The following is a 23297-nucleotide window of genomic DNA, read 5'->3' on the forward strand; positions in this document are numbered from 1 at the left end:
TTTGCATTAGGCATTAGGCATTAGGCATTAGGCATTAGGCATTAGGCATTAGGCATTAGGCATTAGGCATTAGGCATTAGGCATTAGGCATTAGGCATTAGGCATTAGGCATTAGGCATTAGGCATTAGTAATTAGTAATTACCCTTTTTGTGGTATTGGAATATGTCAGATTAGACTTCATCTTTGTTATTTAGAATTATTCTACATAGTATGAATCTGTATCTTGATAGCCGAAACCAATTAATTAGCCTTGGGTTCAAGGAGTTAGTCCGGACCATTTTCGGAGACCTGCATGTGGAATGGCACTCTGGAATTCCTCAAATTGCCCAGGGACTTTCCGCTAAAGACCAGGTGGTAGTCTACAATTTCACAGACAATTTCCAGGAACTGGAAAGCAACCTGAAACGCACTCCGGAAGATACTTTCATTAAAGTTGTACTGATTTTGAACGGAGATGTAGGACATCTCCCGAAACTGGTTTCCTATGGAGTTTCCGGATTCATCGATGTAAACTGCACGATCCCGGATTTGAAAGAAGCATTTCAAAAAATCCTGCACAACCAGAATTACTATTGCGAAGTGGTTTGGAGTAAAATCCTGAACCAGGACGACGAAGCGGCTTCTCCAACCAATTTCAGTTTGACCAAACGGGAGATTGAAATTGTGGATCGTTTGCTGCTCGGGAAATCAACGATGGAGATCAGCAAGGAACTCGGATTAAGTCCGCACACAGTACAAACGCACCGGAAAAATTGCTTTAAGAAATTAAAAGTGAAATCCTTGTCAGAATTGCTCCTTTTTGAAATGGAGAACCAGGTATTCAAAAAGCAGTAGATAGATACCCTGGTAAAGGTAGTTTTTTCCGCTGATTGTAGTGATTGCCCCAAAAAGTGAAATGGACTACATTTGCGGAGTTAATTTAGACTTAATATAAATAAAGTAAATAAATCAAACATGAAAAAAGGATTACTTCTATCATTCTTGGCTCTGGCTGGATTTTCAAACGCGCAGCTGGTGAGCGATTCAGTGACTATGGGTGCTGGATATGCAAACAATATTTGGTACAGTTTGGCAAACGATGAGCAAGGTACTGCTCAGCCTGCAAACAACTGGGATATCGGTATGGCTACAACGATCAGCCCGTCTAATCCGCTTGCTGCATCTATCATTTTCAACAATAAAATCGGTACAGTATACGCAGTTCCTGGATCAAACGGAACAGATTTGGCTACTGCAGATACAGCAGGTATTGCAGGGTGGACAACACTTTACAATTCTGAAATCACATGGACTGAAGGAGCTTTGAACGCAGCAAGTGCAGGTGGAGTAGATTACGGTTGGGGAAATTACGATGCTGTAAACCACACTGGAATCGTTGCTAACCGTGTTTTTGCTATTAAATACACCAACGGATCTTGCAAATTGTTTACAGTTTCTCTTCCGTTCAGCTCAATGGCTTACGAAATCAACTACTCTGATGCAGATCATTCAAACTCAGGAACAATCTCTGTTCCGTTTGCTGCAAGTGCAGCTAAAAACTACATCTACTACAGCTTCACAAGTGCTGCTATCGTAGATCGTGAGCCTGCTTCTGCAAGCTGGGATTTGTATTTCACTCAGTACTGTGCAAACATCGGAGCACCATACCCTTATAACCTGGTAACAGGAGTATTGCACAATGTTGGAGTAGAAGTTGCTGAAGTTCACCCGGTAAACAACCCTGAAACGGATATGTCTTTCGAAACAGCTGCATACTCTGAGGATATCAACACAATCGGTTATGACTGGAAAACATACGCAGGAACATACACGATCGAAGATTCTACTGTTTACTTCGTGAAAGATAAATCAGGAGATTACTGGAGATTGGTAATGACTGCATTCTCAGGATCTGCATTGGGTAAGACCGTTTTCAAAAAAGAGAAAGTAGCTACATTGAGCGTATCTGAAAACAACGAATTGATTTCAGGAATTTTCCCGAACCCTGCTTCTGATAAAGTAACTGTAATGGTGGATTCCAAAGCAGGTGCAACATTGAAAGTAGTGAGCCTGACAGGAGCTGTAGTATACGAATCAGCTGCTTCAAACGGATTGGAAGCAATGAGCATTTCAACAGCAGATTTCACAAACGGAATTTACCTGGTTCAGGTATCTAACGGTTCTGCAACTACAACACAACGTTTGGTTGTTCAGCACTAATCTTTGATTCAAAGAAAGATGAAAAAAATTGGTTTTTTGTTTCTGGGACTTGTATTTGCAATTGCTTCATGTAATTCAGGTGCAAAATCAGAAGAGAAAAAAGAAGAAGTTGCAGAGAAACGTATCGTTTCTTTAAACGGATCAATAACAGAAATCATCTACGCAGTGGGTTCCCAAAAGGAACTCATTGGCGTTGATGTGACCAGCACTTATCCTGCGGCGACTGAGAAGCTTTCGAACCTGGGACATGTGCGCAAACTGGCGGTAGAAAGCTTACTGGCTTTGAACCCGACACACGTATTGATGCTGGAAGATGAAGTGTCTCCGGACCTGAAATCGAAATTGAAGCAAGCGAAAATCGAGTTGGTAACATTCAAACACCCGAACAGCGCTGATGAAGCGAAAGGATTGGTGAAAGACGTTGCAAACTGGTTGGGTAAAGCAGCTGCTTCAAAAGAAATTACGGCGAAGATTGACACAGAGATGAAGAATCTCCCGAAATTGGCTAAAAAGCCGAAAGTATTGTTTGTGTATGCACGCGGTGCCGGAACACTGATGGTAGCCGGAGAAAATACCCCGCTGGAAAAAATGATCGTTTTGGCAGGTGGTGAAAATGCAGGAAAAGGATTCACGGATTTCAAACCTTTGACGAGTGAATCAGTGATTGCTGCAAATCCGGATGTGATTCTGATGTTTACATCAGGAGCGCAAAGCCTCGGGCCTGACGGAATCTTCCATGTTCCGGGGGTAGCTGCAACCAATGCAGGTAAAAACAAAGCTTTGATTCAAATGGACGGTCAGTTACTCAGTGGATTCGGTCCGCGTGTAGCTGAAGCGCTTGTTGAATTGAATCACGAGTTTGCAAAAATAAAATAGTTCGAAAAGCTCAAGGTTCAAAAGTTGAACCTTGAGCTTTTTCAGAAGAAAAAGTGATATGTCGAGACAGGGGATTATAGGTCTTTTATTGGTGGTTTTATTGTTAGTTTGCTTCGTTGTCAATCTATCAGTAGGAAATGTACACGTTCCGGTTTCCCACGTCTTTGGCAGTATCTTTGAAAAAATTGGTTTCCATACCGATTTGAAAATAACGGAAATCGAATACAATGTTGTTTACAACATCCGGTTTCCGCGGGCGGTTTATTCTTGTCTTATTGGTGCGGGGTTAGCCGTCTCGGGTGCAGCACTGCAAGGCATTTTCAGAAATCCGCTGGTTGATTCCGCCTTAATCGGGATCTCTACGGGAGCCTCGCTGTTTGCATCCTTATTCATTTTGTTCAATGGTTTAGTCCCTTGGTTGATCTTTTTCAACGAGGGACTTTCCCTTTCTATCGTAGCCTTCTTCGGGGCAACATGCATTGCATTTATTGTTTACCGTTTGTCGCTGAGTAACGGTGAGATCAATTCATTGACATTGATCCTTGCAGGAATTGCACTGAATGCCTTAACGGCTTCGCTGACAGGGCTTCTGAGCTTTTTGGCCACAGACGACCAGTTGCGGGATTTAACTTTCTGGACACTGGGAAGTTTGGGGTCCGCAAACAACGATTCGCTCTTGCTGCTCCTGGTATTTACCGTAATTCCGCTCGTGGTGATCCTGCGTCAGGCAAAAAGTCTGAACGTACTTTCGCTCGGTGAAAGCAATGCGCAATACATGGGCTACAAGGTAAAGACCATCAAAATTGTTGTGATCGTGTGTTCAACCTGTATGGTTGGAGCAGCCGTATCCATGTCAGGTGTAATTGGCTTTATCGGCTTGGTTGTACCTCACATTATCCGCATTCTGTCTGGACCCGATCACCGTTTGTTGCTTCCTTTCAGTGCTTTTTTCGGCGCAATTCTTCTTTCGTGTGCAGATATGATCTCCCGAACGATTTTGCCTCCGACAGAAGTTCCGATCGGAATTATTACCGCCTTGATGGGAACTCCGGTATTTATAGCCATTATTTTTAAACATAAGCGTAAATTCTCGGTGTGATTGAAGCGAAAAACATATCATTTGCAGTAAAAGGAAGACACATCCTTCATCCGGTTGATTTCAAAACGGACAAGGAAGAGTTTATCGTGATTCTCGGCCCGAACGGAGCCGGAAAAAGTACGCTGGTAAAAATGCTTTCAAGCGGAGCAAACCGGAGTTCAGGAAGCATTTCCTATTACGGAAAAGAGCTGAAAGACTGGACGCTGGAGGGGTTGTCGCGTTACAGGGCATACATGCACCAGGAAAGTATGATCGCGTCCAATTTTACGGTGCGTGAAGTACTGGAAATGGCACGTTACCGCCATCCGGAATCCAAAGCGGGTTTCAATCAGCAAGTGATTGAACGGATTGTTTCCGAATTGAATTTGGAAAACCTGCTGGATCAGGAATTCAATTTTCTTTCCGGTGGAGAAAAGCAGCGCGTTCAATTCGGGCGTGTGTTGCTGCAATTGGAAAGCGAGGGGGAAATTCAGCCGATCAAATACCTGTTCCTGGACGAACCGCTGAATAACCTGGATGTCCGTTACCAGATCGAACTGCTGAGATATGCACGTAAATTTGTAGATGACAAGCGTGGAAGCGTGATAATAGTGATGCACGACATCAACCTGTGTTACCAATATGCAGACCGCGTGCTGTTAATGCAGAAGGGAAAACTCATCCTGGACGGAACGGTGGATGAAGTGATGACTCCGCAAGTATTGAGTGAAACCTACCAGATTGAACTGGAGCAGGTGCGCTCGCTCGACGGAGAAATATTTTACAGACACTTATCCTACTCATCGAGCTTGTTAGATAAGAGTCCGCACGGCGGATAATATAGAATCTGAATGAACAGATCAATAAAGAATTAAATAGAAATAAAAATGGAAACAACTTTGTCCCTAAAAGAGGCATTCGCTCAGTTGAAAGAAAGCGAACCGAAATTGAGAATCAGAGAGTACGCGAAGCGTTTGAATGCTTCCGAAGCTGAATTGGTTGCTTTGGGTGTAGGAACAACTGCTGTTCGTCTGCGTCCGGAGTTTGTAGCTATTCTTGGAGAAATTGAGTCGCTGGGTTATGTGATGGCCCTGACACGAAACGATGAGGTTGTGCACGAGCGCAAAGGAGTTTACGAAAACTTCAGTACCACTCCGCATGCTTCCCTGTTTGTAGGAAAAGACATCGACCTGCGTATTTTTCCGGGCTCCTGGGCTTCTGTATTTGCAGTAACCGAAGGAGGTGAGAAACCACGTCACAGCTTGCAGTTCTTCACAACAGATGGTGTTGCAACACACAAAATCTATCTGGAGTCGAAAAGCAACATGGAAGCATACGAAGCATTGGTAGCGAAATACAAAGATGAGAATCAGTCTTCTGAACTGGAAATCGGAGCATTGCTGCCGTTGGAAGGGGAAGAGTTACCGGATAGCGAAATCGATGTGAAAGCATTCCAAGAATCCTGGGTAAACCTGAAAGACACGCACGAATTCTTTGGATTGCTGAAGCGTCACAAATTGACACGTACGCAGGCCTTGCGCATGGCTCCGGATGAGACTTACGCCAAACAGATCGACAACAAAGCATTGAGAAGAGCATTGGAACTGGCTGCGAAAGACCAGGTTTCCATCATGGTATTCGTTGGAAATGCGGGAATGATTCAAATCCACACCGGAGAGGTGAAAAACATTGTAGAGCACGGTCCGTGGATCAATGTGTTAGACCCGATGTTCAACCTGCACGCAAAAGAAGACGGAATTGCTCAATCCTGGATCGTTCGAAAACCGACAGAAGACGGAATCGTGACTTCCCTGGAGTTATTCAACGAGAAAAAAGAATTGATTTGTACGCTTTTCGGAGCACGCAAACCGGGAATTCCTGAATTGGAATCCTGGAGAACATTGGTAGAACAATTGTAATATCATGATACAAAAAGCATATTTGCTTCTGATGATGAGTGTACTGGGCGGGGTTGCTTCCGCCCAGGATACGCTTTACATCAGTGATGAAACAGGGGTTGCTGTGCCTTTCGCACAAATAGCTTTGCAAGACATCAGCGCAAAAAAAACAAGCTATGTTCAGTCAAATGACATGGGAATCCTGGTTGTTCCCACAGCATTGTACCAGGACGGACAACAACTGATCGTAAAGATCAATACGAATGGCTTTCACCAGGAAATCGATACCATTTCGAAAGGAGCAAGCCACCGCATTCAGTTGAAAGCGAATGCCAAAGACATTGAAGAAGTTGTCATTACCGGACAGCTCGGTGCAGGATCCGTTTCGGGTTCCACCAACAAGGTAAAACTGATCGATCGTGCTACGATTGATGCCAAAGGAGCAGTAAACCTGCGCGATTTACTTCAGAATGAAATGAATATCCGCGTGAGCCAGGACCAAATTCTCGGAAGCGGGATGTCGATGCTGGGAATCAGCGGAGAAGGAGTGAAGATTCTGATTGATGGTGTGCCGATCATCGGACGCCAAAACGGAAACATTGATTTGAGCCAGATCAATCTCGCGAACATCGAGCGCGTGGAGATTGTGGAAGGACCTTTAAGTACGAACTATGGGAGCAATGCCATGGCCGGAACCATTAACCTGATTACCAAGAAGCCGAAGAACAAAGGCTACGATATAAACCTGGGAACGTATTACGAAACGGTAGGAAACTACAACCTGAACCTCGGAATCACTTCCCGCATCAAGAACCATTCGATTTCGGCTTATGGAGCACGGAATTTCTTTGATGGCTGGAATCCGGGCGATAAATGGATTCAATTCCCGAAAGTGGAAGTAGCCGATTCGGGTCGCTACCAGCAATGGAAAGCGAAAGAACAGTACATGGGAGGAGTAAAGTATTCCTACAAATTGAAAAAGATCGAGTTCATTCCTTCGGTAGACTTGTTCCGCGAAAAGATCGTCAACCGCGGTTACCCGAGAGCTCCATTCCAGATTTCTGCTTTCGATGATGAGTACATCACGAGCCGCCAGAACGGAGGGTTGGAAGTGATCGGCTGGTTGAAATCGAACCTGAAACTGGATGTACAACTGAATTACTCGAACTACAAACGCACCAAGAATTCGTATATTACGGATTTAACAACGTTGGATCGCAAACTGCTGGCAAATACCGAACAGGATACTTCCCGCTTTGTATTGTACTTCAACCGCGTAACACTGACGAGAAACAGCATGGACAAGAAATTCAATTACGAAGTCGGTTACGACATCAATTATGAATTGGGTTACGGTCCGCGTATCGAGAACCGTAAAAAAGAAATCGGGGATTACGCTGTTTTCGGAACCTTTAACTGGGCTCCGTGGAACTGGCTGAATGTGAAGCCGGGATTGCGTTTTACCTACAATACCTTGTACAAAGAAGCATTGATGCCGGCTTTGAATGTGAAAGTAGGGAAGAAGAAACACATTTTCCGGGGAAGTGTTGCCTCCGGATTCCGCTCTCCTTCCATCAAGGAATTGTACATGGAATTTGTGGATATCAACCACAACATTCACGGAAACCCGGATTTGAAGCCCGAAGTGGCCAATCATGTTCAGGGGTGGTACAATTTCAACTGGGAGCCGAAAAAATGGAACCTTGGTTTTGAATTATCTGCTTATTACCAGGACATTCACAACCGGATCAGTTTGGCGCAGTCTCCAAATGGAGTTGACTACAGCTATTTCAACATCGATCAGTTCTATGCAAAAGGAATTCAGTCTTTGGTGAAAGCAGGCAGAAAGCAGTGGAACGCCACTATCGGATTCAACTATATCGGTACGGCATCCAATTATTCGGACAACCGTTTTGCGTATTCTCCTGAATTGGTTTCAAACGTTTCCTGCCAGTTGAAAAACGGGACAACGAAGTTCAGTGCATTTTACAAATACACGGGGAGAGTAGTGACGTACTTTGTTGGAGAAGATGCTTCGATTACGCAGCAGTTCATCGCTGATTACCAGTTGCTGGATCTCCAGGTGCAGCAGTGGTTCCTGAAGAAAACCCTGAGTGTTTCCCTGGGAGGTAAAAACTTGTTGAACGTAACGAATATCACTGCCGGAAGCGGTACAACCGGCGGAGCGCACACTTCCAGTTCAGGAACCGCTCCGATTGCATGGGGAAGAAGCTTCTACCTCACGATTACTTACCTGATAAAATCAAAACAATGAGAAAGTGGATGTTTTTAGCCTTACTTCCGTTGGTAAGTGCCTGCTTTAAAAAAGAACTTCCGGTTCAAAAACCTGTTTCGGATGCAACGACTTCCCAGGTCGAAATGGGAGGAAACTACGCAAACCAGATTTACTATGATTTGGAAACGAATACGATTATCCGCCAAAACAACCGCGAAGTATGGGATTTGGCATTTGAAGCCGGAGAAACCGGTTTTCATGTGCTTTTGAACGAATCGCGCCTGATGGCAGCGGCCGTTTCTTCCGAAACGGATATTACAGCATTGACTTCGGATGCTGGATTGACATATACCTGGGATTACCAGACCGGGAACCTCGATTCAACGGCAATCGGTGACTGGCAGAGTTTAGGAAAAGTGTATGCCATCGATTTGGGAGCCAATCTTTCGGGGACGAATATGGGGAAGAAAAAACTCAAAATCGTTTCTGTTAATAACACCGAATACCAAATCCAGTTTGGCGATTTGGCGAGTAGTTCGATTCAGACATACACCGTTCCGAAATCAGCTACTGCCGGATTCACCTATGTTTCCCTGACGGGAAGCGGTTCGCTCCTGGATATCGAGCCCAATAAAGAAACCTGGGATTTGCTGTTCACCAGCTACTGCCACGTGTTTGATGCACACACACCATATTCCGTTGTAGGAGTTTTATCCAACCGCTACGGTGTGAAAGTGCAGGAAGTGAGTATTCCGTTTGCAGATTTGAAGTATTCGGATATCCAGGATGCTAATTTCCCGACCCGGATCAATGTGATCGGTTACGACTGGAAAACCTATGATTTCGATAATGGAAATTACACCGTAAACAGCAACCGCACCTTTGTTGTCAAAACAGTCAATGGGCGCTATTTCAAAATGCGGTTCATCGATTTCTATGACGACGGTGGCATCAAAGGAGCTCCGAAATTCGAATTGCAGGAGTTGATTCCGTAAAATGGAAAAATAAAAATTGAGCATTGAAAAGGTAGAAGGATATTTCTACCTTTTTAGTTCCGCACGTTTTTAGCGTTGATAGTGGTAATGCTTTTGATTTTATGATTGGCTATCTCGATGATGGAACAGCCTTTTTTCAGATTCAGTTTTTGAAACTCATTTTTGGGGTCGAGAATCAGGTTGGGTGAGCTTTTATCCACATAAGCTGAAATATCAACCATTGTTCCATAGCCTGAAACAATAAATAGCACAGAATCTTTAGACAGGTTTTCAGCCTGGTTTCGGGCAAAGAGGTTATTGCAGTTAATACAAGTTCCTTCTTCGTTGATGACAATAATCCGGCTGAAGCGTTCAAAATTTCCTTCTTTGAACCGATGATAAAACGACTCGATTTGCTCATAGGTACTCAGCTGAGGTTCAGAGCAACTGTTGAGTAATAAAAGCAGCAGCAAAATAACACTAGTTTTCATACGTCAATAAGTCAAATGATTTTTGATTGGGAGTTTTGTCGTAATTCCGGAGCAGATACAATCCTTTTTTGCCGATAAATCCGTTTGGATGATGCTGGGTTCCGTCAAACTGGAATTCATCTCGTTTTTTGAAGGCCTGATCGTAAACCAATACGTTGAAAGGAAAGTGTTCGCCTACCTGCGGCTTTCGTACCAATACGTAAATCAGGTTTCTCCTATTGTCAAACAATAAAGACGTGATAAATGCCTGTTTGAGATAAGCCTCGTTGATACAATTGGTGTTTTTCACGTATTCTGAACGGGTCGAAGGTTTCAGAAAGATTTTTCCGATTTCGGATTGAACCTTGAACAGGGGGCGAATCTGGTCTTTTGTAATGGAATAAATGGTATCGGAGTAAGCCGAGTGATAATATATTTTCGACTGGTTCAGGTAGAAATGAACACCATCAGCAAGAATTTCGTTGCGTTTTATAAAACGGTTGAAGAGGTTTTGTCCGATGTATTCCGGAGTTTGGGATTCATCTTTCAGACTAGTTTGGGCGATGCAGTTTTTTCCGAAGGATTCCAGTTCCCAATTTAGTTGTTCTTCTTGCGTTGTGAGTTGTTTCACAGGGTAATTATTGAACGCATGAAAAACGGTGTTTCCCTGAACATAAATGGGAGGAACAAACTCAATTCCTTCCATCAGGAGCCGGGAGTAATCCAGTTTTTTCAAAACCTCCGCTTTTTGATTGATGAGGTAAATCCGGTTACTGTATTTGGAGAGCAGTAAAATAGAATCCGGTGAAACAACGTGATAATAAATAAATTTCTCTTTTTCTGAATCCATCAATTGTTTCAGGTCGATAGACCATTTTTGTTTCCCATCTATTGTATGGAAATGAATCTTTTTTGCAGTGACGAAATCTGCAAAGGAGATGAACTCGTTTTTAAGCGAATCTGTGAAATAATTCAGGTTGTATGCCGTAAAATCATTCCTGAAATGAAGTGCTTTCTGTTGCAGGTTCGGGACCTTCTTACTTTGATTCTCTTGACAGCCAGTCTGGGAAACGAAGAATACGATAGAAAAGAAAAGGATGTGTTTCATAAAGGGAAAAGAAGCGGGGGCAACGCCCCCGCCGGATTTTAATTTGTTTTAAATGGATATACAGCTTTTATGTCCTGATTATGAGCTGTAAAAGTCAAATATCCCGGAGCTGTAGCCGTGATACTTCCTCTGATAGAAACGACCAGTTCTCCACCGATTACACCATCCAAAACACTTGTACTGATAACAGATGATAATGTTGAATAATTAGCGCTCGCATACCCGGCCTGACTGGAACTGAATGCAAAAGCAGTCAGACTTTGAGACAGTTTTGGAGTAACAATCACATCCGGAAGACAATTTCCACCTGTACTCCAGCAACCGTAATCGACACCGTCAACACCTGGCTGTTTACCGTTATCATGCCATACACGCAGGTTGTTTACCTGAGCTTTGGTTGTAAACGAATGGTTTGATGAGGCAGAAGGAGTGATGTTTTCTTTTTGACACCCAACTGCGATCAATAACAAAAGAGCGGGACTTAAACCCAACAGAATTGATTTTTTCATGATTCAATGTTTAAATGTGGTATTTACGCTTAACGCGGTAAATGAATAGCGGTGTTAATTTCATTCAGGCCTGATTTCATCTTAACGCTTCAAAACAACTAAAAAAAAATTGAAAAAACAAATGAATGAAACAGAGAGTGTTAGAAGTAAGAAGGATTAGTTAGATACCCCTTGATTCAAATCAGATACCTCTTTTCATTCAGGGAGTTATCAGAACTCAATTTTCAATTTTTACTGCTCACTTCTCACTTTCTGTTAACTTTGTTCCAAATTCAGATTTCATGGCACAAAAACCGGCAATTCCAAAAGGAACAAGAGATTTTTTACCCAGTGAGGTAGCCCGCCGTACGTATATTTTTGACACAATCAGATCCGTTTTCAAAACCTACGGATTTGCACCGATAGAAACGCCTTCTTTCGAACTTTCCACCACCTTGCTGGGGAAATATGGGGAAGAGGGAGACCGTTTGATTTTCCGGATTTTGAATTCGGGAGAGAAAATGAAAAAAGCAGATATTGACGCGTTACAAGCAGATAACCTGCCGCGTTTTGCTAATTCATTGGCGGAGAAAGCATTGCGTTACGACTTGACAGTGCCGTTTGCGCGTTTTGTGGTGCAACATCAGAATGAATTATCCTTTCCGTTCAAACGCTACCAGATTCAGCCGGTTTGGAGAGCGGATCGTCCGCAGCATGGTCGTTACCAGGAGTTTTACCAGTGTGATGCCGATGTGGTAGGTTCGGATTCCCTGTTATACGAAGTAGATTTCGTGCAGATTTTCGACCAGGTATTGACGAAATTGCAGATTCCCGGATTTACCATTAAGATCAACAACCGTAAAATTCTTTCCGGAATCGCGGAAGTTTCCGGTGAATCGGAGCGCCTGGTGGATATCACTGTGGCAATCGATAAACTCGACAAGATCGGGGAAGAAGGTGTGATCAAGGAATTGAAAGAAAAAGGCGTTTCCGATCAGGCAATCGAAATCATTTCTCCGTTGTTTGCTGTTTCGGGTAGTAATGATGAGCGCCTGGATCAAATGAAAGCATTTTTGAGTACTTCGACAACCGGATTGAAGGGAATCGAAGAACTGGAATACGTGTTGAACCAGACCAAAGCACTTGGTTTGGAGCGTGCGGAGGTGGAATTTGATGTGACGCTTGCCCGTGGATTGAACTATTATACCGGAGCTATTTTCGAAGTGAAAGTACACGATGTAAAAATGGGATCGATTTGTGGTGGTGGCCGTTACGATGATTTGACCGGTTTATTCGGACTTTCAGGACTTTCAGGAGTTGGAATTTCGTTTGGAGCAGACCGCATTTACGACGTACTGAACGAACTGAACCTGTACCCGGCTGATACCGATGCAGCGCTGACAATCCTGTTTGCCAATTTCGGAGAGAATGAAGCAGCATACTGTATGAAGTTGTCGAAGGAACTGCGCCAGGCCGGAGTAGATTGTGAAGTGTATCCGGCTGCTGCCAAAATGCAGAAACAGTTTAAATATGCCGACAACCGGAATGTGAAATTCGTTGCCATTATTGGCGAAAGCGAATTGGAAAAAGGAACGATACAATTAAAAAATATGGAAAGCGGAGAACAGGAAGAGCTGACAGCCTCAGCCTTGCTTCAACGCTTTACGAAATAAGCCCACATACACCCCATGAATACTTTTACGATTACGAATGAATGGGTTTCTCTGGAAAAACTGGACGAAATCCTGGCTTCAGATACGAAACTGGCTCTGAGCGAAGAAGCCAAAAATGCCATTTTGAAATGCCGCGCCTACCTCGATGAAAAGGTGGCAACAAGCAACAGTTTGATTTACGGAATCAATACCGGTTTCGGAAGTTTGTGCGACACGGCGATTTCTCCGGAGGATTTGGAACAGTTGCAGCGCAACCTGGTACTTTCTCATGCTTGTGGTATGGGAGAGCGCGTTCCGGAAGAGATCGTGAGACGTTTGCTGATTTTGAAAATCATGGGACTTTCTCACGGGGCATCCGGAGTACAGCTGGAAACGGTAGAGCGCCTGGTATTCTTCTTCAATCATCACATTCACCCGGTGGTTTTCCAGCAGGGAAGTCTGGGAGCATCCGGAGATTTGGCTCCGTTGGCCCACCTGGTATTGCCGCTGTTGGGCGAAGGAACAGTCTTATTTGAAGGAAAAGAATACGCAAGCCGTGAAATCAACCAGCGCTTCGGACTGGAACCGATTGTTTTGCGCTCCAAAGAAGGATTGGCATTGCTGAACGGAACGCAGTTCATGTCGGGATATGCTTCCTATGCCATTTCACATGCACGCAAATTGTGGAACCAATTCAACGAAATTGCTGCAATTTCCCTGGACGGTTACGACGGACGAAAAGAGCCATTCGGCGTTCAGGTAAACGGAATCCGCAACCAGGTCGGGCAGATCAAAACAGCTGAAGTATTCCGCGTTTTATTAGCAGACAGCGAACTGGCGAACCGTGAAAAAGCACACGTTCAGGATCCGTATTCCTTCCGTTGCATTCCGCAGGTTCATGGAGCATCATACGATACCATTGAACATTGTGCAATGATCGTAGAACGTGAAATCAATGCCGTAACAGATAACCCGACGGTTTTCCCGGACGATGATATCGTGGTTTCGGCAGGAAATTTCCACGGACAGCCTTTGGCACTGGCAATGGACTTTTTGGCAATTGCTCTGGCGGAACTGGGAAGTATCAGCGAACGCAGAATCTATAAATCCATTTCCGGAACACGAAGCCTGCCGGCATTCCTGGTGGCCAAGCCTGGGCTGAATTCCGGGTTCATGATTACGCAGTATACTTGTGCATCCATCGTGAGTCAGAACAAGCAGTTGTGTACGCCGGCAAGTATCGATACGATTGATTCCAGCAACGGGCAGGAAGACCACGTATCGATGGGAGCAAATGCTGCAACAAAACTCTTCCGTGTGATCGACAACTGTTATTCCATCCAGGGAATTGAGTTGCTGCACGCTTGTCAGTCGCTCGAATTCAGAAGACCGGCAAAATCAAGCCCGAGACTGGAAGGAATTTTCGAAGCATTCCGGAAACAAGTGCCTTTCGTAACGGAAGACAGATACATGCATCCGTTGATGCAGACCAGTAAAGAATTTGTAAAAACAGGAATATAATATGAGCGACTACTTTTCACCCGTAAACGAAACCCCGGAAAAACCAGTTAAAAGACCGGTTTTACTGACCGTTTTGTGTATTTTATCATTCATTGTTGTCGGATTTGGCGTTTTGGGCGTCTTGTTCTCCCTGATCGGTGGACAACCGGGCGCGGAAGATATTGAAAAAGCCTACAACCTGACGATGCAGATGGCTTCCGACTACCGGGACCAGAATGTAATCTTCCTGGCAGAATTATTCGAACAGGTTGCTGAAATGAGTGCCTACCAGCAGCACCATTACTGGTCTGTATTGCTGGTGAATGCAGTAACCATGGGAACCGGCCTCGCAGGAGTACTCATGATGTTCAAAGGAAAAAAACTGGGATTCCATTTGTATATTATTTACAACCTGCTGAGTGTCGGTGGAAGTTTCCTCATTATTCCATCGCACATGATCCCGATGGTTTCAGTGATCATGAACCTGATTCTTGCGGGAGTTTTCGTTTTCCTGTACAGTTTGAACCTGAAATGGATGAATAAATAAAGTATTATCAACGATAAAAGGAATGGTCAGGGAGGAAACTCTTTGACCATTTTTGTTTGTATGTAAAACCACCTGTCAGATTACTTTTAAATAAAGCATCTGGTTAATAATTAGTTGGAATGAATAGTTCACTACCATTCACCGTTTTTCAGAACACGTTTAATCGTCATCAGGTACACACAGCTAAATAGATTTGCATCCGCTAACATGTTCAAACAACATCATTTACATTTGCTTCATGTGAGTTTTGAGACCGTTGGAGCGCGTCATTGATCCGGATTAAAACATGTAATACTACTGCTCTCCGATTCGAACGAATCACATAACCAATAGATGTTAAATCTTAAAACTATTCAACATGCGCAAAAGATTACTTTTAAATGTATTTTCGGTGATGACGATGGTTTCCGTCGGAAATTCCTTCGCACAGCAAACGCCTTATTCGTGCGGGAACGATGAGCAGCTTCGGAAAATGTATGCGGAAAACCCCGGATTGGAAGAAGACTATAAAAAACTGGTGAACCGGTACAAGGAAAACCGCCTGATTCGCGGAAAATCAACTACCGTTCGCGTGATCCCGATTGTGTTTCATATTGTTCACGAGTATGGAGAAGAGAACGTGAGTGATGAGCAAATCCAGGATCAAATGCGGATTCTGAATGAAGATTTCCTGAAAATGAATGCGGATACGGCTATTGTAGTGCCTCCTTTCGACAGCATTATCGGAGATGCATTTATCGAATACCGGCTGGCAACGCTGGATCCTTACGGGAACTGCACCAACGGAATCGAACACATTTACAATCACAACACCAACATGGCGGACGATTATTCGAAACTCCATCAGTGGGACAGAGACAAATACCTGAATATCTGGCTGGTGAAAACCATCGGTTCCGGTGCGGCAGGATATGCGTATCATCCCACAGATGTCACCGGAACCTTCTTCTGGAGTGACGGTGTGGTGATTCTGCACGATTACGTAGGAAGTATCGGAACAAGTAGCGTGCTGCACTCGCGTGCATTGACGCATGAGATCGGGCACTACCTCGGATTGGCTCATACCTGGGGAAATACGAATACTCCGGATCTGCCCGGTAACTGTAATCTCGATGACGGGATTGAAGATACACCGAATTGTATCGGGATGAAAAGCTGTAAACTGACCCAAAACTCATGTGTCGACGGAGCAACTCCTGATAATTATTGGTACCCGAATGATGTGATTGACAATGCTCAGAACTTCATGGATTATTCCTATTGTTCGACCATGTTTACGGTAGGTCAGGCCGATTTCATGAACAATGTACTGGATCAGGAAACCAGCGGACGAAACAACTTGTATACCGACGGTAACCTGGTGGAAACGGGAACCAATTCATTGACCCCGGTAACCTGTATCCCGGTGGCGGATTTCTATATGGATGCAAACGGAAGTCAGCCGAATACCGGGCCGAATGCCAACGTCATGACCGCTTGTGTGGGCGATCCGATTGCTTTCAGGGACGCTTCCTGGAAAGCTGGTGTCACTTCCTGGTCGTGGAGTTTTCCGGGCGGATCTCCGGCAGCGTCAACTTCTCAGAATCCAAGTGTCACGTACAATGCACCCGGCTGGTACAATGTCACGCTGACGGTAGCAAATAGTGCCGGAACGGATGTGAAAACAGTGAATAATATGATTTACATCCAGGGAGACTGGGCAGAGTACACAGGTCCGCGAACCGAAGATTTCAATCAGCATGCAAACTTCTGGATTTCATTCAACCCCGAAGACAATGAATCCTCATTCAACCGTGTGGCAACCGGGGGGAGAGGAAACACCGGCTGTTTTAAGCTGAACAACTACAAAGATGTGGGAGCGGCAATGGCCTTTACGGAAGATTGGTACTACAACAACCGTCTGGGGTATGCCAAAGACTATTTAACTTCTCCGGCGATTGATTTGAGAAGTACTTCTAACGTAAGCATCTCTTTTGACTATGCGTACGGCACCAAAGCAACTACAAGTGCTGATATTACGGAGAAATTGGTCGTGTATTCTTCTAGAGATTGCGGAAAAACGTGGATTCAACGGCTTTCTTTGACCGGAGCAGATTTGGTAACCGCAGGATATGTCGGAAATACGGATTTTACTCCGAATAATGATCTTCAGTGGAAAACAGCCAGCTTCAGTTATGTTTCGAATGCTTCGGACAACAAAACCAAATTCCGTTTTGAATACACTTCTTCGGATTTCTCTTCCAACCTGTACATCGACAACTTCAATATTTCGGGAACATTGGGAATCGAAGACAATGGTCTGGCTTCTGCCGTATCGATTGCTCCGAACCCGGTTTCTTCCGGATCGGATCTGACCATTGAGGTTCCGAACAGTGAAAAAGGCATGCAGCTGATCGTGATGGACTTGAAAGGAGCGGTTATTTCCACAACGGAAGTTCCGGCTTCTCCGGGAACGCAAACCATCCTTATCCCAATGAACGTGGCGAAGGGATGCTACATTTTGAATGCTGTTCAGGGTGCTGCGAAATCTACGCACCGGGTGGTGGTTTACTAAATTATCAATGATGAATTATCAAGGGTGGTGAGCCCTTGATAATTACCTCATTTATCCTTGATAATTAAATATTTATGATGGAATTCGGAGTTTTCGCTTTTTAAAAGCTTGAATTAGTGTTATCTTTGCGCCAAAATTCCAAGTATTTCTCATGATTTCAGTAAATAATTTATCTCTTCAATTCGGTAAGCGCGTTCTTTTCGATGATGTCAATCTCAAATTCGCCCAGGGAAACTGTTACGGGGTGATTGGTGCCAATGGTGCCGGTAAATCCACGTTTTTGAAGATTTTGACTGGTGAACAGGATCCGACTTCCGGACGTGTTGAATTGGAGCCGGGTAAACGAATGGCCGTATTGAGCCAGAACCACTTTGCATTCGATGAATTCGAAGTGTTGCAGACTGTGATCATGGGGCATAAGCGTTTGTTCCAAATCATGACTGAGAAAGACGCGTTGTACGCAAAACCGGATTTTTCGGATGAAGACGGAATGAAAGCATCGGAACTGGAAGGAGAATTTGCAGACCTGGAAGGATGGAATGCTGAAACGGATGCTGCGTCTTTGCTGAGCAACCTCGGAATCGATGAGAGCAAGCACTACCTGAAAATGGCAGATGTTCCTTCCGAATACAAAGTACGCATCTTGTTGGCTCAGGCTTTGTTCGGAAACCCGGATGTACTGGTACTCGATGAGCCTACCAACGACCTGGATTTGAAAACGATTAACTGGCTGGAAGATTTCTTGCTGGATTTCAAAAACACGGTAATCGTTGTATCTCACGACCGTCACTTCCTCGATACGGTTTGTACGCACATTTGCGATATTGATTTCAGCAAAATCAACCTGTTTACAGGAAACTATACCTTCTGGTACCAATCTTCACAGTTGGCGGCTCGTCAGCGTGCAGACAAGAACAAGAAAGCAGAAGACAAGAAAAAAGAATTGCAGGACTTCATTGCGCGTTTCTCTGCAAACGCTTCGAAATCCAAGCAGGCAACCAGCCGTCGCAAATTGATCGATAAACTGGATCTGGAAGAAATTCAGCCGTCATCCCGCCGTTACCCGGGAATTACATTCCATCAGGAACGCGAAGCCGGAAACCAGATTTTGACTGTGAGTGGTTTGACAAAAATGCACGAAGGTGAATACCTGTTCAAAGACCTTTCTTTTACTCTGAATAAAGGAGACAAAGTGGCTGTTATTTCCAAAAATTCCCTGGCAATGACACATTTCTTCGAAGTATTGAACGGAAATGTACAACCTGACAAAGGAGAGTTTTCCTATGGAACAACCATCACAACGGCTTACCTGCCGAATGATAACTCCGAATTCTTCCAGGATAAACTGTCTTTGATCGACTGGCTGCGTCAGTATGCACAAACAGACGAAGAAAAAGAAGAAGTGAACCTGCGCGGATTCCTCGGACGTATGTTGTTCTCCGGAGAAGAAGCTTTGAAAAGTGCTACGGTACTTTCCGGAGGTGAAAAAGTACGTTGTATGTTATCCCGTATGATGTTGGCGAAAGCAAACTTCCTGATGATGGACGAACCGACAAACCACCTCGATTTGGAGTCTATTACGGCTTTGAACAACGGAATGTCCGACTTCCAGGGAACGATGATGTTTACTTCTCATGACCACGAGTTGGTCTCTACAGTTGCAAACCGCATTATCGAAATCACTCCGAACGGTTTCATCGACAAGATGATGCCTTACGATGAGTACCTGCAGGATGCGAAAATTGCAAGCTTGCAAGATGAGCTTTACGCGTAATTTCGAGACAAATTGATCATATTGTACTGAAAAAAGGCATTTGTCGGTTGACAGGTGCCTTTTTTATTGAACCAAAAGCCATTCGATCTTATTTAAATCCGGTTCAACTCCTGGCTTAAAGTAGTAGGCATGTGTATTACCGAAAAAATCACCTTCCAGAAAGCCTGTTTTTACTAATACCTGCAGATGTTGATGTACCGTTGCTTCCGATAATGAAAGAATAGGAAGCAGTTCTTTATTGGTTGTTGCTGTATGCCTGTAAACATGTTGTAGAATTGCAATTCGCGCGGCAGAGGCGATGGCTTTTCCGATTCTTGCAGAATCCAGTTGACTTTCTGAAAATTGCTGTTTTTTAGAAGCACCCATAATGGATTGAAATTTGATGTTTCTTCTTTAATTTAATAAAAAAGATCATTTCTTTCAACTAGTTTGAGCACTTTTTTATGAAGCTTCAAATTCGTCAATTCGTAATATGGCGAAATTCAAATGTCTAGTTACTTATTTGGTAATGAGATTGTTGTGTTTATTTTGACTTCGTGTGATTTTGCCAATTCGTAATATTGCGAATTGCCAATTTGTAAAAAAAGGAATTTGACTGATGTAAATTCCGGGTATTCTCTTTCCAAAATCTCCTTACATTCGTGCATGAGCATTCCCGAACGATCATATGCCTTCAGACACAAACTCATTTCCGCACTCCGCGATTGGGATATCAAAGGAATTCGCAGGTTGTCGGTGAGTTTACCAAAAATGCTGCTTCCCGCTCCGGAATCGGTGGGAAAACATGTGTTGAAAACCATTCATGGAGTAAAAATGCTCATCGACCCCTCTATAGATCAGGGAGTCGAATTGTCGCTTTTTGAGACGGGAACCTATGAAAAAGGAACGATCCAGCTGCTGCGAAAACACCTCAGTAAAGGAAGCGCTTTCCTCGACATTGGTGCCAATATCGGGTTGATGTCTGTGATCGCTTCGGAATATGTCGGAGAAAAGGGAGTGGTGTATGCCGTGGAAGCAAACCCGAATACGGTACCGATTCTGCAGGCAAATATCGATTTGAATGACCGTAAAAACGTCGAAGTGATTCCCGTAGCACTTTCAGATACTTCCGGAACAGCCGTTTTATTCGAAAACTGGGAAGTAAACCGCGGAGGAGCATCGCTGATTTCCCAGGGAACCGAAGAAAAAGGAATTGAAGTGAAAGTAGAACGCCTCGACGATCTGTTTGATGAAAACACACCAATTCGCCTGGTGAAAATCGACGTGGAGGGCTTCGAACCACAAGTGATTCGCGGGGGAATGAACTGGTTTCGCAAACAACAGCCGGTTTTTATCATTGAAGTTTCTGAAAAGCGTGAAAAAGAAACCGGGCCGAGTCCGGCAGAAGTGATGGCGCTTGTTCAGACAATCGGTGAATACCGTTTTTACAAGCAAAAAGGGAGCAAAGAGCGTCGCGGGAAATTGATTGAGATCAAAACACCTGCAGACCTTCCACATCACGACAATATGATCTGTATTCCGCAGAAAGAGGCGGATCAGAAATAATACCCGATTGACAAAAAAGCCGTAGGCTTGCTGAAGCTGCTTACCTTGGAGACATTGAGGTTGATTGGTCCGAGGATCGTTTTGAAGCGGATGTTAATCCCATAACCGATCGAATTGGTATAGCCCGGTGTTGCATTCGGATCCTTCTTCGAAAAGTCAAAAGCATGTTTGATGTTGTTCCCGAAATCAACTACCTCGTCTCCGCTGTATAGCATATTCAGGTAAGGCGTCACAAACAATTTGCGGACACATTCCCACTGAATCCCGATCCGCACAGAATAAAAAGCCTTCGTACTGATTTCTCCGTTCCGGTAGCCCCACAAATCAACTGCTCCGTTGCGGGAAGTGGTATTGATGCCTCCCACACTGAAATATTCCGCAAAGGACGTGCTACTTTCCAGAACCGGGTATTTCTCCGTACTGATAATATGATACAGGTTGTTGAATACGAAACCGGTTTTGAAAGAGATTGGAATGCTGATCTTCCGGTGTAACTTGAAATACTTGTCATAAGTCAGCGCAACCCGGTAACTCGGATTAAACTTGTATTTCCCGCGAATGGTCAGTGTTGAAATACCGCTCGAGCTGGTAGAGTCTTCAAAAGAAGTTTCTCCGCTCAGATCTTCGTAGGTGAACAAAGCAAAGCGGTTCTCGAAGAAAAGATTGCTTCCTTTGACCGGGTAAAAGAGGTTGTTCAGGTTATTTCGCTGGTAGTTCATGAAAATGCTGAATACATTTCCAACGACCTTTTTAATCTTCAGCTGGTTGAGTGATAAATCTTCAAACATCGGCTTGAGTGAGGAAACCTCGTACATTACACCCAGGTAGGCGGAAGACTGCACATTGATGTTGTAAGACAAAGCGGTGGAGAGCATGTTGTATTTGTTCCGGTACGTGTCCTGCAGCCCGCCGTTGGAGGTGAAATAATTCTGCTTGATGCTTTCGTTGTAGAACGAAGTAAAGGTACTGAAGCGCGATGCGCGGATGTATTTCCGGTAGTTCGCCCGGAACTTAAGCGATTCCGCCAGGTCGATAGACACAACTACACGCGAGTTTTTCCCGAGTAAATTTCGCGCGGTAAAATTCAGAAAGATCCCGGCTCCGTATTCATTGTCGTAGTGAATAGAACCTTTGAACGCGATCTTGAAATCTTCGATCACCTGTAGTTTCACATCCGCATGATTGGTGGAATCTTGCAGAACCGTGTAATATACCTTGGAAAAATAGCGGTTGGAATACGCATCGATCACCGACTTGTCGATCTCTTCAAACGTCGTGGTATCGCCGGGTTTGAGCCGTAAACGCTTGAGGATGAATTCTTCGGTTTCATAGGAGGAAACACCTTCGATGAAAATCGATTTGACAATGAACTTCGGATTCGTATCAATCAGATCCGGTTTTCGGTACTTGCCGTAATACGCATGGAACTGACCGGCCAGTTTGGTCAGCTGAGGTCGTACCAGTTTGGCGACGTCAACTCCTTTATCGATAATCCGCTGGGCATATTTGAAATCCCCGGCACCGTATTCCAACATGTTTTTGGTGAGGTTGTTAAAGATATTACAAGCTTCGATGTCGTCTTTAGCCTCTTTAATGCCGTAAAAACTACTCGATTGGATCAGTAATTTGTTGATCGTGTTTAATTCGTCTTCTTCCATCAAACGCCCGCCGGTATAACTCCCGATGATGAAATCTGCCCCCATTGCCTTGAGTTGTTTAACGGGGAAGTTCACCATGATTCCGCCGTCGACCAGTAAATAGTCGTTCCATTTGATTGGCCTGAAAACCGTCGGAATGGCCATACTTGAACGCATAGCAAGTGCCAGGTTCCCGGAATCCAGTTCAATTGGTTTCATTGTGAGAATATCCACCGCCATACACTTGTATGGAATCGGGAGTTTGTTGAAATCCGTAATGTGATTGACATGCCGGGTGAGACGTGTAAACAATTCCTGCAAACTTTGTCCATCGATTACACCGGTAAAATTGAACTTTCCGTTGGAAAAAGGGATTTCTGCAATGTATTTGGAATACTCGTCCTTTTCATCCATGTTAATATTGTCTGCCGGAACGTATTGATTGAGAATCAGCTCCCAGTCAGCAGTGCGCGCCAGGCTGTCGATTTGTTTTCCGGTGTAGCCTGCAGCATACAATCCGCCGATCACGCTTCCCATACTGGTTCCGGTAATGTAGTCGATTTTGATTCCAAGCGAATCGATCAGCTTTAGAATCCCGATGTGAGCCAGTCCTTTTGCGCCGCCTCCGCTCAAACACAATCCAATTTTGTCACCGGGTTTGAAATTGGTTTCTTTTTGTCCATAAGTGAAAAATGAACAGCATAGAAGGAAAGCGATGACGAGCGTTTTCACGGTTGGAATTATTGGTTATACTAAAAAT

General features: G+C 44.2%; 19 protein-coding genes. 14 read left to right on the top strand and 5 right to left on the bottom strand.

What is annotated here, in order from left to right:
* The first annotated feature begins 211 nt into the window (after nucleotides 1–211).
* From ABDV94_RS00005 to ABDV94_RS00040, 8 genes are all read left to right on the top strand, one after another.
* Nucleotides 212–835 carry a LuxR C-terminal-related transcriptional regulator gene (locus ABDV94_RS00005; protein WP_343603689.1) on the top strand — a complete coding sequence of 208 codons (624 nt, stop codon included), beginning with the start codon at nucleotides 212–214 and terminating at the stop codon, nucleotides 833–835.
* Between the two features lie 120 nt (nucleotides 836–955).
* The gene (locus ABDV94_RS00010; RefSeq protein WP_343603690.1) at nucleotides 956–2200 is read left to right on the top strand and encodes a T9SS type A sorting domain-containing protein; all 1245 of its coding nucleotides are present in this window, start codon (nucleotides 956–958) and stop codon (nucleotides 2198–2200) included.
* 18 nt (nucleotides 2201–2218) lie between these two features.
* Entirely contained in the window at nucleotides 2219–3076 is an 858-nt protein-coding gene (locus ABDV94_RS00015; RefSeq protein ID WP_343603691.1) for an ABC transporter substrate-binding protein, read from the top strand.
* Nucleotides 3077–3134: 58 nt separating this feature from the next.
* Nucleotides 3135–4175 (top strand): iron ABC transporter permease, encoded by a 1041-nt coding sequence (locus ABDV94_RS00020; protein ID WP_343603693.1) that lies wholly within the window; start codon nucleotides 3135–3137, stop codon nucleotides 4173–4175.
* Nucleotides 4172–4993 (top strand): ATP-binding cassette domain-containing protein, encoded by an 822-nt coding sequence (locus ABDV94_RS00025; RefSeq protein WP_343603696.1) that lies wholly within the window; start codon nucleotides 4172–4174, stop codon nucleotides 4991–4993. Before ABDV94_RS00020 ends, ABDV94_RS00025 begins: the two co-directional genes overlap by 4 nt.
* Nucleotides 4994–5041: 48 nt before the next feature.
* Entirely contained in the window at nucleotides 5042–6073 is a 1032-nt protein-coding gene (locus tag ABDV94_RS00030; protein ID WP_343603698.1) for a ChuX/HutX family heme-like substrate-binding protein, read from the top strand.
* A 4-nt stretch (nucleotides 6074–6077) separates the two neighbouring features.
* A complete protein-coding gene (locus ABDV94_RS00035; protein WP_343603700.1) occupies nucleotides 6078–8327 on the top strand; it encodes a TonB-dependent receptor plug domain-containing protein in 2250 nt (749 codons plus the stop codon).
* Nucleotides 8324–9283, top strand: coding sequence for an HmuY family protein (locus tag ABDV94_RS00040; RefSeq protein ID WP_343603701.1), 960 nt, complete (start codon nucleotides 8324–8326; stop codon nucleotides 9281–9283). Before ABDV94_RS00035 ends, ABDV94_RS00040 begins: the two co-directional genes overlap by 4 nt.
* Before the next feature lie 53 nt (nucleotides 9284–9336).
* Here the strand turns inward: ABDV94_RS00040 and ABDV94_RS00045 are convergent, their stop codons facing one another.
* The 3 genes from ABDV94_RS00045 to ABDV94_RS00055 are packed head-to-tail and all read right to left on the bottom strand — an operon-like array spanning nucleotide 9337 to nucleotide 11349.
* Nucleotides 9337–9753, bottom strand: a complete 417-nt coding sequence (locus tag ABDV94_RS00045) for a hypothetical protein (protein ID WP_343603703.1) — start codon at nucleotides 9751–9753, stop codon at nucleotides 9337–9339.
* Nucleotides 9743–10840: a hypothetical protein gene (locus ABDV94_RS00050; RefSeq protein ID WP_343603704.1), complete on the bottom strand. Its 1098-nt coding sequence runs from the start codon at nucleotides 10838–10840 to the stop codon at nucleotides 9743–9745. The genes ABDV94_RS00045 and ABDV94_RS00050 overlap by 11 nt, the downstream gene beginning before the upstream one ends.
* Before the next feature lie 38 nt (nucleotides 10841–10878).
* Nucleotides 10879–11349 (bottom strand): hypothetical protein, encoded by a 471-nt coding sequence (locus ABDV94_RS00055; RefSeq protein WP_343603705.1) that lies wholly within the window; start codon nucleotides 11347–11349, stop codon nucleotides 10879–10881.
* Between the two features lie 281 nt (nucleotides 11350–11630).
* Here ABDV94_RS00055 and hisS point away from each other — a divergent pair, with 281 nt between their 5' ends.
* The 5 genes from hisS (at nucleotide 11631) to ABDV94_RS00080 (ending at nucleotide 19355) form a co-directional block, all read left to right on the top strand.
* The gene (hisS, locus tag ABDV94_RS00060; protein ID WP_343603707.1) at nucleotides 11631–13001 is read left to right on the top strand and encodes a histidine--tRNA ligase; all 1371 of its coding nucleotides are present in this window, start codon (nucleotides 11631–11633) and stop codon (nucleotides 12999–13001) included.
* Between the two features lie 15 nt (nucleotides 13002–13016).
* Complete coding sequence (hutH, locus tag ABDV94_RS00065) at nucleotides 13017–14501, top strand: histidine ammonia-lyase (protein ID WP_343603708.1); 1485 nt, start codon at nucleotides 13017–13019, stop codon at nucleotides 14499–14501.
* A 1-nt stretch (nucleotide 14502) separates the two neighbouring features.
* Complete coding sequence (locus ABDV94_RS00070) at nucleotides 14503–15027, top strand: hypothetical protein (protein ID WP_343603709.1); 525 nt, start codon at nucleotides 14503–14505, stop codon at nucleotides 15025–15027.
* Between the two features lie 358 nt (nucleotides 15028–15385).
* Nucleotides 15386–17581, top strand: a complete 2196-nt coding sequence (locus ABDV94_RS00075) for a M43 family zinc metalloprotease (RefSeq protein WP_343603711.1) — start codon at nucleotides 15386–15388, stop codon at nucleotides 17579–17581.
* A gap of 151 nt (nucleotides 17582–17732) precedes the next feature.
* On the top strand, nucleotides 17733–19355 hold the full coding sequence (locus ABDV94_RS00080; RefSeq protein WP_343603712.1) for an ATP-binding cassette domain-containing protein: 1623 nt from the start codon (nucleotides 17733–17735) through the stop codon (nucleotides 19353–19355).
* A 63-nt stretch (nucleotides 19356–19418) separates the two neighbouring features.
* On the opposite strand, the gene ABDV94_RS00085 is transcribed toward ABDV94_RS00080, so the two are convergent.
* Nucleotides 19419–19721 (bottom strand): helix-turn-helix domain-containing protein, encoded by a 303-nt coding sequence (locus ABDV94_RS00085; RefSeq protein WP_343603713.1) that lies wholly within the window; start codon nucleotides 19719–19721, stop codon nucleotides 19419–19421.
* Nucleotides 19722–20000: 279 nt separating this feature from the next.
* Between ABDV94_RS00085 and ABDV94_RS00090 the strand changes: the two genes are divergently transcribed.
* On the top strand, nucleotides 20001–20900 hold the full coding sequence (locus tag ABDV94_RS00090) for an FkbM family methyltransferase (protein WP_343603714.1): 900 nt from the start codon (nucleotides 20001–20003) through the stop codon (nucleotides 20898–20900).
* Here the strand turns inward: ABDV94_RS00090 and ABDV94_RS00095 are convergent.
* Nucleotides 20891–23269 (bottom strand): patatin-like phospholipase family protein, encoded by a 2379-nt coding sequence (locus ABDV94_RS00095; protein ID WP_343603715.1) that lies wholly within the window; start codon nucleotides 23267–23269, stop codon nucleotides 20891–20893. The two genes, ABDV94_RS00090 and ABDV94_RS00095, sit on opposite strands and share 10 nt — an antisense overlap.
* Between the last annotated feature and the right edge of the window lie 28 nt (nucleotides 23270–23297).

Source organism: Fluviicola sp. (genome assembly GCF_039596355.1).
Taxonomy (GTDB): domain Bacteria; phylum Bacteroidota; class Bacteroidia; order Flavobacteriales_D; family Crocinitomicaceae; genus Fluviicola.